This window comes from Paenibacillus rigui (genome assembly GCF_002234615.1).
GTDB lineage: Bacteria > Bacillota > Bacilli > Paenibacillales > NBRC-103111 > Paenibacillus_S > Paenibacillus_S rigui.
This window is the reverse complement of record NZ_NMQW01000021.1, coordinates 38600-52193: the sequence shown is the minus strand read 5'-3', so window position 1 is coordinate 52193 and position 13594 is coordinate 38600. Positions and strand designations below refer to the sequence as shown.

Below are 13594 nucleotides of genomic sequence, written 5' to 3'. Positions count from 1 at the left end.
CACTCTCACGCTTTCCCCTCCTTTCCCATTAGGGCGACACCTGTTTCTTGCGCGGTTATTGCGACAGCGGCCGCCACTTTAGGAACGACGCGCTCGTCAAACGGCCTGGGAATCACATAATTTCCGTTCAATTCTTCATCACTGATTAATTCGGCTATGACCCGGGCAGCCGCGATTTTCATAGCATCGTTTATTTCAGTTGCTCTGACATCAAGGGCTCCTCGAAAAATTCCAGGAAAGGCCAGCACATTGTTAATTTGATTCGGATAATCCGAGCGTCCCGTACCGACCACTTTAGCCCCCGCTTCGAGCGCAATCTCCGGCAATATTTCAGGATCGGGGTTGGCCATGGCAAAAATGATAGGGTCTTTCGCCATGGATCGTACCATATCCGCCGTCAACGCTCCTGCTGCCGAAACGCCAAGAAAAACGTCCGCACCTGCGATAACTTGTTCCAACAGACCTGCCGTTTTTTGCCGGTTCGTCAGATTGGCGATTTCGTTTTTTATACCATTCATGCCTTCCGTACGCCCTTCGTAGATGGCACCTTTCGTATCACAAATAATCATGTTTGATATTCCTATTTGAAGAAGCAGTTTCGCGATGGCGATGCCGGCCGCCCCCGAACCGTTGATGACGACATGCAGATCCTCCAGTCTTTTATTTACCACTTTTGCGGCATTGATCAGCCCGGCCAATGTGACTATGGCCGTTCCGTGCTGGTCATCGTGAAAGACGGGAATCTCGAGTTCCTTTTTGAGACGCTCTTCAATCTCGAAACAAGCCGGTGCCGCTATGTCCTCCAAATTAATGCCGCCGAAGACCGGTTCAAGCAATTTGACGGTCTCAACCAGTTTATCAATATCGGAAGTATTGATACAAATCGGAAAAGCGTCGACTCCGGCAAACTGCTTAAACAAAACCGCTTTTCCTTCCATCACCGGCAATGCCGCATAGGGTCCAATGGCGCCAAGCCCCAACACGGCCGTACCGTCGGTAACTACCGCGACCATGTTTCCTTTATTGGTATAATCATACACACATTCTTTCCACTTGCTGATCTCCCGGCAAGGTTCGGCTACGCCCGGGGAATAGGCCAAACTCAAATCCCTAGAATTTAATACAGGAACTTTTGAAACGATACCCAGCTTACCTTTGAAACTCCGATGTAATTCGAGTGCATCTTCACGTAACGCCATATTTATCGCCGCCTTTTTCAATATTCAATCCGGAAAAATCTTCCTTGGATAAAGGAAAAAGCATGCTGCTGCGACAACATGCCTTCTCTATCAATGCGGTTACACTTTCAACATGGCCTTAAATTGCTTACGTCTGCGGTGAAGTATAGGCTCCGTGTAGCCGTTTGGCTGGTTGTATCCTTCGAATACAAGCTCGCAGGCCGCTTGAAACGCCACGGAGCGTTCGTAATCATCGGCCATCGGATGATATGCCGGATCACCGGCGTTCTGCTCATCGACCACTCTTGCCATGCGCTTCATCGTTTCCATAACTTGTTCCCTCGTGCAAATCCCGTGATGCAGCCAGTTCGCCATATGCTGGCTTGAGATGCGTAGGGTAGCCCGGTCCTCCATCAAACCTACATTATTAATATCTGGCACTTTCGAGCATCCGATTCCCTGCTCTACCCAGCGAACGACATAGCCAAGGATGCCTTGGGCATTGTTGTCCAACTCCTGCGCAATCTCTTCAGGACTCCAATTTCGGTTCTTGTCCACCGGAATGTCCAAAATATCGTCCCGGAAGTCCTGGCCGTTTTGCTTTAATCGTTCTTGCACCGCCTTCACATCGACTTGATGATAATGAAGTGCATGCAACGTAGCCGCCGTTGGCGATGGCACCCATGCCGTGTTGCAGCCAGCCTCAAGCTGAGCGATCTTCAACTTCAGCATTTCCTTCATGAGGTCGGGCATCGCCCACATCCCTTTGCCGATCTGAGCGCGTCCTTGCAGGCCGCAGGCCAGCCCGATGCTCACGTTGGATTGCTCGTAGCCCTGCAGCCACTTCGCCGACTTCATGTTGTTCTTACGAATCATGGGACCTACTTCCATGGATGTGTGAATCTCGTCCCCGGTTCGATCCAGGAATCCGGTATTAATAAACACGATCCGCTCCTTCACTTCACGAATGCAGGCATTCAAATTGAGAGAAGTACGGCGTTCTTCGTCCATGACCCCGATTTTGATCGTATGACGCTCTAAGCCGAGCATGTCTTCCACCCGGTCAAACAACTCGCCTGCAAAAGCGACTTCCTGAGATCCATGCATTTTCGGCTTCACGATGTAGATGGAGCCTTTGGCAGAACTGGTGTACGGACCATTTTTCAATAAATCGTGCTTGCCGATAAGGCTGGTCACCACAGCATCCAAAATCCCTTCGGGAATTTCCTGCCCGCTAGAGTCCAAAATCGCATCAATCGTCATCAGATGTCCGACATTGCGTACAAACAACAATGAACGCCCGGGTAAGCTGAGCTCCTCTCCCAAAGGCGACGTAAACCTGCGATTAGGCTTGAGCGTCCGGGTAATCGATTGATTGCCTTTCGTGAATTCCGCGGATAAGGTTCCTTTCATAAGTCCCAGCCAATTGCGGTATACCAATACTTTGTCTTCCGCGTCTACCGCCGCTACGGAATCTTCGCAATCCATGATCGTGGTTAGCGCCGCTTCCATCAGAATATCTTTTATGCCGGCCTTATCCGTTTGGCCGATCGGGTGGCGGCGGTCGATTTGAACTTCAAAATGCAGCCCATTATTCACAAACAGGAGGGAAGTCGGCTCTTCCGGTCTGCCTTGATAGCCGGCAAGCTTAGTGGCCTCTTTTAATCCCGCTTGTTCCCCGCTGCCCAGCGAAACAGATAGCTGCCCCTCTACAATCGAATAGCGAACGGCGTCATCATGCGAACCCTCCATCAGCGGCACTGCCTGATCCAAGAAGCTTTTCGCGTACGCAATGACTTTTCCGCCTCTGATCGGATTGTAACCACCTGTTCGCTTGGCACCTTCTTCGTCATCCGTCGCATCAGTTCCGTAAAGAGCGTCATAAAGGCTCCCCCAGCGGGCATTCGCTGCGTTAAGCGCGTAACGGGCATTGTTGACCGGCACGACGAGCTGAGGTCCGGCTTGAAGAGCAATTTCGTCATCCACATTTTGGGTCGTCACCTGAACATCTTCAGCTTCCGGCTCCAAGTAACCGATATCAGTCAAAAACGATTTATATTCGTTGAAACGATACCTCTCACCGTTTTTTCGGTGCCAATCGTTGATTTGCTCTTGCAATTGATCCCTTATGGCCAGTAAAGCCTTATTTTTAGGTATCAGGTCAGTGATAAGGAGTTCCAACTCAGACCAAAAATGCCCTTCATCCACCTCGCTTCCAGGCAATGCTTCCTTGTTGATAAACTGATATAGCTCAGATGCAACCTGCAGATGGCCTACCTTGATGTATTGTTCCATCGATAAACTCCTCCTCCATATCATTTACTCCGCTTTTACTTGGTTTCGAAGGTTTCCTATCCCTTCAATATAACAATCGATCACATCGCCGTCGCGAACAGCTTCCGATCCTGCGGGGGTTCCCGTCAAAATAACGTCGCCCGGCATAAGGGTCATAAACCGGCTGATGTAGGAGATCATGACGTCGATCCGCGTAATGATGCGCTCCATCGGGCTATCCTGTTTCAAAACCCCGTTAACGGCCGCTTTAATGCGTGCAGAGCGATAATCGAACTCCGTCTCCAGTACCGGACCAAGGGGACAGAACGTATCGAACGCTTTGCCGATCGTCCAATGCCCCTCAGGGTGGAAATAATTGAAGGCTCCAAAGTCATTCGCTACCGTATATCCGAAAATCGCCTCGTCCGCCTCCGCCGGGCTCAGATTTTTCGCGATTTTCCCAATAATGACGGCAAGCTCCGATTCGAACCTGATCTCCTCCGTCCCGTGAGGTAAGAGTACCGGATCCTCAGGACCGACCACCGTACTAAGCGGCTTGAAAAATAAAATCGGCATTTCGGGAACATGCGGCTTCTCGGTCCCCTCAGCCGCAAAATTTTTGCCGATGCCGATGATATGTCTCGGATCAAGCGGCGCTTTAAATCGAATATCACCCAGCGGAAAACTCCTCCCTGTTAATGTATGGGCGCCAAATAAATCTCCGGTAAATTCCTTAACGATACTTCCTTCGATAATGCCGCTCAAAATCCCATTTACCCCGGAAACAGTGAATCGGGCAAGTTTCATCTTTCATCATCCCTTTGTTCATTATATTGAACATCGTTCTATATTATATCTAAAATAATATTCCCATAACGTCAATGGGAATTGGAACACGATTTGCAGTCGGTCCAGCAGAAAAAATCCCGCTCGTCGTTAGACGTTTTATCGGGATTTTCGAGACTCAGATGGACGTTGACAATTTTTTGGCCAAAGCACAAATCTCCCTTATGGCTCTGTCTTTCTTTTCTTCCCAATGATGAATCGGCATGGAGCAGCTGATTGCAGCGACTACGTTTCCCTTTTGCCGAACCGGTGCGGCCACACAGCAAAATCCCATGACACCCTCTTGAAAATCCATGGAGTAGCCAAGAAGTCGGGCTTTCTCCAGTTCCCTTAAAAAGTCCTCCCTCGAGTCGATCGTATGCGAAGTCAATTGAGGCAGCGTCTCCTCAGGAAAAATTCGTGCAATTTCTTTGGTGTCCATATCCATCATCAGCGACTTTCCAAGACCGGTTGCATGTGCTGGAAATCGCACGCCCGGACCTGACACCATCTGAACCGGAGAAGGCGCTTCCGTTTTAGCAAGATATAAGACCGTATTCCCATCTAAACGAGCTAACTGTACCGATTCCTGAAGAACCTGCATGACCGGCTCAGAGGCTCGTTTAAATTCCTCAATCAGATCATACTGCCTGAAATAGGCTCCTCCGAAATCTCCGAGCGAACTTCCGAGCGCATACGTCTCGTTTCGGTCTTTCCGTATCCATTGCAGACGTTCCATCGTGGACAGCAGAGAGTACAGCGTACTCTTACTGATGCGCAAATGCTTGGATATATCGGATAATTTCCATCTAAACGGTTCATCGGCAAGCAGCTTCAACACGGCATGTGCCCGATCGAGTGCAGGAACGGCATATTTTTGATCCATCGCGCAACCTTCTTTCATCCATGCGATCCCGTAAATTCCGATAATATCAGAATTTACAAGCTATTATATCCTCATTTCCACACAATCCTAACACGCATTTCTCAGCTTAGTCAATGTGTTTGAGGTTTTCAAAGAACAAGTACAGCCAACTGACCACAAGCGGAAGTTCTTTACGACTTGGACGATGCGACATATTTCTTAACTTCCACACAACGGGCAGGTTTCGGGAATACTTTGTCCGGGTTGCATAAGCCGTGCGGGTTGAATACGTCACGAATATCCGTCTGGGCTTGAATTTCCCGCTCATTAAAAATAAAGCGCATGTCCTCCATCTTCTCAATGCCTACTCCGTGCTCGCCGGTAATGGATCCGCCCACGTCCGCGCAAGCCTTGAGCACCTCGGAGCCCGCGGCTACCGCACGTTCCGTCTCCCCAGGCACTCTCGAATCAAATAAGATGAGCGGATGAAGATTGCCGTCGCCGGCATGGAACACATTGGCGATGCGCAGCCCGTATTTCGTGCTGATCTCGCCGACCTTCGCTAGAACTTCGGGAAGCTTGCTGCGCGGAATCACCCCGTCCTGCACCAGATAATCGGGGGAAATGGTGCCCATTGCGCCAAATGCGGTTTTCCGGTTGGCCCACCAGCGTGCTCTTTCCTGCGCATCGGCTGCCTGGCGCACCTCACGCACCCGATTTTTTTGGCAAACGACAATGATTTGATCAATCTGATCCTGCAGCCCTTCCTCGATCCCATCAACTTCGACAATGAGTACCGCACTCAAATCCCTTGGATATCCGACAGGATAGTTTCCCGATTCAACGCCTTGAATGGCGGTTTTATCCATCATTTCCAGGGCAGCCGGAACGATGCCCGCGGCAATGATTTCCGAAACGGCTCTGCTTGCGTCATCGACATCGTCGTATAAGGCGAGCACCGTCTTGACGCCCTGCGGTTTCTTCAAAATTCGGACCGTAATTTCCGTTACGATACCCATCGTGCCTTCCGATCCGGTAAGCAGACCGAGCAAATCATATCCCGGACTGTCCAGCGTCCCTCCGGTCCTGACGATATCCCCGTTCGGCAATACGAGTTCAAGTCCCAATACGTGGTTGGTCGTTACACCATACTTCAGGCAGTGCGCTCCGCCGGCATTTTCCCCGACGTTCCCCCCGATCGTACAGGTAGCCTGACTGGAAGGATCCGGTGCGTAATAGTATCCTTTGGACGAAATCGAATTGGACAGCTTCAAATTGATATAACCCGGCTGAACGACAGCCCTGCGGTTCAAATAATCGATGCTAAGTAATTTATTCATCCGTACCAGGCTGACGATCACCTCCCCGCCTTGCGCTATAGCACCACCACTGAGACCCGTTCCCGCTCCCCGAGGCAAAAAAGGAATTTTCTGTTCGTATAAATAATTGACGACACGGGAAACCTCCCCCGTCGATTTTGGGAAAACGACGGCCGCGGGAAGCGATTTCTCAATCGTATATCCATCACATTCATATGCTACCAAGTCTTCATACCGGTGCAGAACGGCAGCCGAACCGACCAACTGAACCATCGCCCGAATGAGTTGCTCGCGCTGCTCGAGATTGACGAATCCGTTCGACACCGTATTCTTATCGTTGTTCATGACGCTATGCCTCCTCATTACGGTATGCCCAATCGAGCAGCTGGATCGTATGGACAATTTGCTCCGACCGGTCGTGGCGGACGACGCCTACCTGGAACTGCATCATACATCCGGGATTGCCCATAGCGACCGCGTCGCATCCGCCGGGGATGTCGCTCATCTTGCGATCCAGAAGCTGCCCCGCCATTTCGGGATGTGTAATGTTGTAGATGCCTGCACTGCCACAGCAGCGGTCGGCATCGGGCAGATCGACTATGCGTAAGCCGGGGATGGCTGCAAGCAGGCGGCGCGGCTCGGCACGTATTTCTTGCGCGTGCGCCAGATGGCAGGCGTCGTGATAAGTGACCGTCATGTTGAGTTCCCCTTTGGGCGCGATCAGGCCAAGCCGGTCGAGAAACTGCGAAACGTCCGTAATTTTTTCGCTGAACAAATGCGCCTTGTCCCGGTAACGTTCGTCATTTTTGAACAATTCCTCGTATTCCTTCAGCGTCGAACCGCAGCCCGCCGCATTTACAATTATGGCGTCAATGTCGCCCGATAAAAATACGTCGATATTATGGCGGGCCAATTGCTTGGCCTGATCGCGGTCACCGGCATGAACGTGCAGAGCGCCGCAGCATTTTTGCGACTTCGGAATCCATACCTCGCAGCCGTTGCGGCGCAGAACCCGGATTGTCGCCTCGTTGACGTCGCTGAACACGACATCCATGACGCAGCCCGTAAGCATGGCCACCTTTGCCCTTTTCACACCGACAGCGGGCAGCGTTTCCGGGTGGGAACGCAGTACCGGGGGCCTCGAAAGCTTCGGCAGCGCCTTCTCCATCTCGCGCAAGTGCGCAGGAAGAAGACGCATCAGCCCTAATTTATCCGCGGCCGCAGCAAGCCCGGACTTTTGGTACAGCTTCAGCAGCGTACCCAGCATTTGCATTCTCGACGGATACGGGAACAGCTTATGCAAAAACAGTTTGTGAATCAGACCCGAGAAGCCTTTCGGAGGATCGGCCTTGTACAGTTGTCCTCTCGCTTCTTCGATGAGCGCCCCCACCTGAACGTTCGACGGGCAAGCGGTTTCGCAGGCCCGGCAATCAAGGCAGGTAGACACCGGATTTTTGAAAAACTCGTTCAGTTGCATCTTCCCTTCCGCCACCGATTTGATCAAATAAACCCGCCCCCGCGGAGAATGCGGCTCCAACCCGGTTTCCTGATAGGTCGGGCACGCCTCGAGACACATTCCGCAATGAACGCATTGCGAAAATTTATCCGGATCGGGAGCATCCTCCCATAAATAATTGGAACGGGTTAACGAAACATCGTCACATGCCGTGGGAGCCGCTTGCCTTTTGGTGACGCCTTGTTGCGACATTTCAAATCCCTCCTACAAACCGACCCGGGTTCAAGATGCGCTTTGGATCGATTTTATGTTTGATCGATTTCATCAAAATCCAGTCTTCCGCTTCTGCTCCCCAGACGTTCAGGCTCTCCTTGATGTTACGAGGAGCGACTTCAATCACCGAACGTCCGTTCAGCCTGCCGACGAACGACTGGACCGATCGCAACCATTCGAACACTTCCCCCTGCTGCTCTATGTCCGCCCAAATCGTTGCTCTGCTGATGCCTGTGTACAGCCCCCCATGGAAGTCGAGCGGCAGCCCTTTTTCATCGGCTGAATTTTGCACGAACTCGTAAACGTCCGGCACTTCTGCAATCATGGAGAGCAGCTTGACGCTAATCACAAGCTTATCATCGGGAATATCTTTTGAATTCGGCAGATGCTCTCGCAATCCGGAGAGAACGTCCCCGGTTTTTCCGTACCCTTCGATCTGCTCCTGTACTTTAACTCCCAAGCTGCCGCATGCGTTCCGCAGCCAGTTCGTCTGAAATCGGACCGATCGTTCCACATCCTCGAATGATACTAACAGGATAGGACTTTCAAAGGTCACCCCAAATATACGCGCCCCTAGCCGCCCGTTTACCCATTCCACCGCAGAAGGCTCAAGCTGAGAGTCGAGCAGCATTTCCTGCAGTTTACGAAGCTTTAGCAAATCTGGGGTGTGTATGACCAAAGCTCCCGCATAAACGGGGATCGGCCGGATTTTAAAGGTGAGCTCAGTGAATACCCCGAGGGTGCCCATGGAACCGATAAAAAGCTTGTTCATGTCATAGCCGGCTACGTTTTTAACAACCTTTGCGCCCGTTCGAATCAGCGTACCGTCCGGATAACAAATACGTGATGCGATTAAATAATCCCTCGCCGAGCCGTACATGGCTCTCTTTGGCCCTGAAGCGCCCGCGGCGACGATCCCGCCCAGGGTCGATTGCTCTCCCCACGCGGGATCCAGCGGCAGAAATTGCCCCTCCTTATCCAGAGCTTGCTGAAGCTCGTTTAGGGTTGTTCCCGGCAGCACGGTGACGGTGAGATCGCCAGCGGAATGTTGGAGAATGCCGGACATATTTCTGAGCGATAGTATCACGTCCGTTCCATCGCCGGGATGTCCGAAGGCATCTTTTGTGCCTCCTCCTTGAGGTGAGACCCGCACATCGTTTTTATATGCCCAGCCTAAAATTTGCTCTATTTCCCTTTCTTCGGAAGGGAATACAACGATAGGTGCGTGAAGCCGGTACCGACGTTTCTCTTCTTCAACGCGAATCACAACACGCTCAGGACCCACCATTTCGATCAAATCACGCTTCATCTTATCTGTTGACAGCTTGAACGTTTCGGGCATTTCCCCACCTCACTTGAAATTCAATGGAACCCACACTTCAGTTTCGTTCACAATAACGAACTACGTTCATATAAAATCCGATACCACAATATATGATCTTTCTGCTAAATTTATTTTGTTCCCTGTCATTGTTCGTTCTTTTCGTTCATGTACAGATACATAGCGGACATGTCTTTCTCACCAAACCCTTTGGTTTTGGCCGTATCGATCAACTGCTCTACATGAGCTCCAATCGGTAACGCGGCGCCGATATCGTCGGCCATTTTCTTCACCAGCACAAGATCCTTGTGCAGCAGATTTAAAGCGAAACCCGGCTGAAACGTGTCCTTTTCGACAAATTGGGTATAATGTCTGTCGTAAATCCGGCTCTGTGCGAAGCTATTGCTCAGTATGCGATGCAGCATATCTTTAGGCAGGCCCATTTTGTCGGCAAGCGTCATCGCTTCGCTTGCGGCTTGGGTATGGATACCAACCATCAGCTGATTTAGCAGCTTGACGACAGTCCCGTTCCCGACTTCCCCGACATGATAGATGTTTTTTCCCAGCTTCTCCAGAATAGGAAGAACCTGATCAAACACCGGCTTACTTCCGCCGACCATGATCGAAAGCGTCGCTTGCTCGGCTCCTACCGTTCCCCCGCTGACCGGCGCATCGAGAAAGTTCATTCCCGCCTGCTCCGCTGCAGTGGCGATTTTTACACAGAGATCCGGCGATACGGTGCTGAAATCGATCAAGGTCAGTCCTTTGCGGCCGTTCGACACGATTCCTTCGGGACCAAGGAACATTTGCTCCACGTCCGCCGGCATCGGCAAGCATGTCATGATCACATCGGCCTGCTGTGCCAGTTCTTTCAGGGAAAGCCCGACTTTTCCCCCGAACTCGGCAAACGACTCTTCTCTACCTTTACTCCGGTTAATTCCGTACACCTCGTACCCAGCTTTCACCAGATTCCGCGCCATAGGCAGCCCCATATTCCCCAAACCAATAAATGCAAGTTTCATTTCGATTTCCCCCTTGTGTATATATCGCCTGGCTTCAGTTCATTAAGCATCGGTTCCCCAGCTCGATAACGTCTGACATTTTCCGCGATAATGTCTATGGAACGTCCTGTGCGATCAGGCACCTGCGGAGTCGTATGCGGTGTAATCAGTGTATTTGGCGCGTCCCAGAGCGGGCTGTCCGAAGGCAGCGGCTCCTGTGTAAAGGTGTCGAGTCCGGCTCCACCGATCTGTCCCGCATATAGAGCTTCAGCCAGCGCCTCTTCATCAATGACAGCACCGCGCGCCATATTGATAATGCATGCGGAGCGCTTCATCAGCGCCAGTTCCCGTCGGCCAATCAAGTGATGCGTCGCATTGCTGAGCGGCACGGCTAGAACGATAAAATCGCTCTCCGCGAGTACCTCGTCCAGCGAATCGCCGGTCTCGCCGCAGTAGAGCCGATCAACTCCCGGAGGCGGAGGGGCGCTGCTTCGCCGATAACCGAGAACTCGCATGCCCATCGCCTTGGCTCGCACAGCCAGCTCGGTACCGGTGTTGCCCATGCCCACAATGCCGACCGTTCGTCCGTATAGTCCTCGAAGATCGTTCTGACCGGGCACTCCCCATTGATGGGCCCGCTGGGCATCAAGGAACCGAGGAATCTGGTAAGCCAGAGCCAGCATAAAAAATATCGCATGCTCCGCCAGCGCCGGGGACGAGCGACCCGCCGAGCTTGTTACCAACAGTCCCCGCTCGAACAGCTCCGGCCGGGCGCTTTTGTTTAAGCCGGCATGATCGCAGTGAATCCAACGGAGCAGCGGAGCCTGATAAAATTGTTCATCAAGGATATCGCCCGCAAGCACGGCTACATCGGCGATCTCGAGTGCTTTTCGAATACCTTCGCGATCGTCGATTCGCAATCGAATGAGCGATGCCGGTGCAAACGCTTGGGCCAATCTCTGATAATGCTCATCTTTATATTCGACTGTAGTAAGCACGACCTTAATGTCCCTCATATTTCAGCCCCCTCTGTCAATTAGCAGCTTTAACCCTCTATCACGAACGTCTCAAACAGGTCAAGCTCATCGAGACTAAATGTGACTTGCCCTTCGCTATAAACAAACGGTACATTTCCGGTACGGCGTAACGCGTAAACACGCGAAGGCTCGGAATCGGCCTGAAGACTAAAGCGAATGTCCCGAAGCGGAATCGGTGCATGGAATGCAGTCCCCAGTTGGCCGGATACATTCACAGCACTGACCAAACGGCGCGAAGTCCCTTTATAATAAGAAACTTCAACCAACGGCGGTGCGGCTACCTGCAGCAGCTCACTGTGGCCGAGCACATCCCGCAGCGCTGCCATCAAGAGGCGGGAATGGCCGTGATTGCTCAGTTTTTCATAATGCGCTCCGAGTCCCCACGGAATATAGGCGGATTGCCCTTTTCCATAGCGGTTGTAAATCAATCCGGGCGTGTCCGTTTCCTCGGTGATATAACATTTCTCCGGGGGTCCGAACATGCAGGAAGGAATCAGCCCGAGAAGCCCTTTCGCCCCATTTTCCAATTTGCATTCCAAAGCTTCTCCGTATAGATACACAAGGTCTATGCATTCGAAGCCTTGCAGCCTTGCTTTGTCTTCCTCCCGAATTCGGAAATAAGCACCCTGTACCTGCGGTTTAAGATCAAATTCTTTTACCCCTACGCTGTGCAGGCGGATGCGCCCCAAAGGATGCCCTTTCCCGTCGCAGGTAGAGGTAAATCCAGTTGCAAGGAGCTTCCCTCCCTGTTCTACGAAACGGTCAACAGCCTCCACAGCCTTGTCGCTCATGCTTCGCTGGTCGGCGAGGATCAGAAGCTTGTAACGGCTGAGCTTCTCGTTAATCTGCGGCGATTGCAGAACGCTATCGTGCAGCAGGTCGTACTGCACATGGTTCTCGGCCAAAATGCGCATGATTCCCTTTAATTCGTCTTTGCTTCCGTACATGCTGCTGCTTTCCGGAACCACGAGGCAGACCTCTGCCAGCGACTCCAGGTTCGCGTAATAATCTTCATGCTTGTGATGAAATCGGTAAATATCTTTCACAATGTCGAAACAAAGCCGGTCATCCTGATTAATCAGAGTGCCGATCACGTAATAATCAAGCCACCCGCCGTTCACCAGATTTTGCGCCAGCCTCAGCCCGGTTAAGTAAGGAGAAACGGCCGTATGCCGCATGGCATAATCCACGAAATGAACCGCCGAATTGCTGACGGCCATCCCGTTCCAAGTGCCCCGAACGGTACGCACATTTTCCGTAGCCGAGTAATTCCATTCCGGCAGAGGCCGATTGATCCCCGTGTTCGATTCCTTGCGGAAAATGTCGGTGCCTGAATGTGTGTAGTTGCATACAGCGATATGGGGATTAATGCGCTTAACGACCTCAACCCGCTTGAGAAACAGCTCTCTTACCGTATCGGTGCGGAACTTCTCGTAATCCCGGAACACCGGATCGTTCGGGTCCTCCTTCAGAGGCAGCCGTTCGTTACCTGTGTACTCGAAAAATCGTTTTTGGCAGCTGCCGCATTGGCAAATCCCGTAATAATTGTAGCTGTAGTCGTGAGTCACGTAACCGTGCATATTGAAGAAGATGCCGTCTATGGGATACTTTTCAGCCACTTCCTGCAATATTTGGAGCGAATACTCCTGTTGATAATACCCGTTGACGCAGGTATGCACCTGGCCGTTGTAATTGACGATTTCTCCTTCAACGCTTCGATACAGCCAGTCCGGATTCGGCAAAGCGCATTTCTCATTTAACCGGCTGAAATCGAAACGGGCTATAAACTTCATCCCTTTTTCGTGAACGCGTTCAATCACTTTGCCGACAAAATCATCCTTCAAGTTCGGATTGACGTAATGGTATTCTAGCGCGGAGGGGTAGTTGGCCACGATTCCCCCTACGTTAAACAGCAGGACGTTTGCAGAAAACTCCTCAAGGCTACGCATATACTCATCGATATCCAGCATCGCGTCAATCTCTCTTAAATTGGTCTGTACTAGCCGCATCGGCTTCTGTTGCCACCAACCCATCGTCGGTTCCTC

10 protein-coding genes are annotated in these 13594 nt (G+C 51.6%); all 10 read right to left on the bottom strand.

Annotation, left to right across the window (positions count from 1 at the left end; genetic code table 11):
• Positions 1-5: 5 nt before the first annotated feature.
• The 10 genes from ystJ to CF651_RS15050 all read right to left on the bottom strand — a co-directional run bounded on the left by ystJ (position 6) and on the right by CF651_RS15050 (position 13582).
• Complete coding sequence (ystJ, locus tag CF651_RS15095) at positions 6-1199, bottom strand: NADP-dependent malic enzyme (RefSeq protein ID WP_094015698.1); 1194 nt, start codon at positions 1197-1199, stop codon at positions 6-8.
• A gap of 99 nt (positions 1200-1298) precedes the next feature.
• On the bottom strand, positions 1299-3473 hold the full coding sequence (locus CF651_RS15090) for a malate synthase G (RefSeq protein WP_094015697.1): 2175 nt from the start codon (positions 3471-3473) through the stop codon (positions 1299-1301).
• Positions 3474-3497: 24 nt separating this feature from the next.
• Complete coding sequence (locus CF651_RS15085; RefSeq protein ID WP_094015696.1) at positions 3498-4259, bottom strand: fumarylacetoacetate hydrolase family protein; 762 nt, start codon at positions 4257-4259, stop codon at positions 3498-3500.
• Between the two features lie 157 nt (positions 4260-4416).
• The gene (locus CF651_RS15080) at positions 4417-5163 is read right to left on the bottom strand and encodes an IclR family transcriptional regulator (protein ID WP_094015695.1); all 747 of its coding nucleotides are present in this window, start codon (positions 5161-5163) and stop codon (positions 4417-4419) included.
• Positions 5164-5333: 170 nt separating this feature from the next.
• Positions 5334-6734 (bottom strand): FAD-linked oxidase C-terminal domain-containing protein, encoded by a 1401-nt coding sequence (locus CF651_RS15075; RefSeq protein WP_245855928.1) that lies wholly within the window; start codon positions 6732-6734, stop codon positions 5334-5336.
• 76 nt (positions 6735-6810) lie between these two features.
• Positions 6811-8169 (bottom strand): (Fe-S)-binding protein, encoded by a 1359-nt coding sequence (locus CF651_RS15070; RefSeq protein ID WP_094015693.1) that lies wholly within the window; start codon positions 8167-8169, stop codon positions 6811-6813.
• Between the two features lies 1 nt (position 8170).
• On the bottom strand, positions 8171-9532 hold the full coding sequence (locus CF651_RS15065; RefSeq protein ID WP_094015692.1) for an FAD-binding oxidoreductase: 1362 nt from the start codon (positions 9530-9532) through the stop codon (positions 8171-8173).
• A 125-nt stretch (positions 9533-9657) separates the two neighbouring features.
• A complete protein-coding gene (locus CF651_RS15060) occupies positions 9658-10533 on the bottom strand; it encodes an NAD(P)-dependent oxidoreductase (RefSeq protein ID WP_094015691.1) in 876 nt (291 codons plus the stop codon).
• Positions 10530-11528: a D-2-hydroxyacid dehydrogenase gene (locus CF651_RS15055; protein ID WP_094015690.1), complete on the bottom strand. Its 999-nt coding sequence runs from the start codon at positions 11526-11528 to the stop codon at positions 10530-10532. The genes CF651_RS15060 and CF651_RS15055 overlap by 4 nt, the downstream gene beginning before the upstream one ends.
• Before the next feature lie 29 nt (positions 11529-11557).
• Positions 11558-13582 carry a family 10 glycosylhydrolase gene (locus tag CF651_RS15050; protein WP_094015689.1) on the bottom strand — a complete coding sequence of 675 codons (2025 nt, stop codon included), beginning with the start codon at positions 13580-13582 and terminating at the stop codon, positions 11558-11560.
• Positions 13583-13594: the final 12 nt, after the last annotated feature.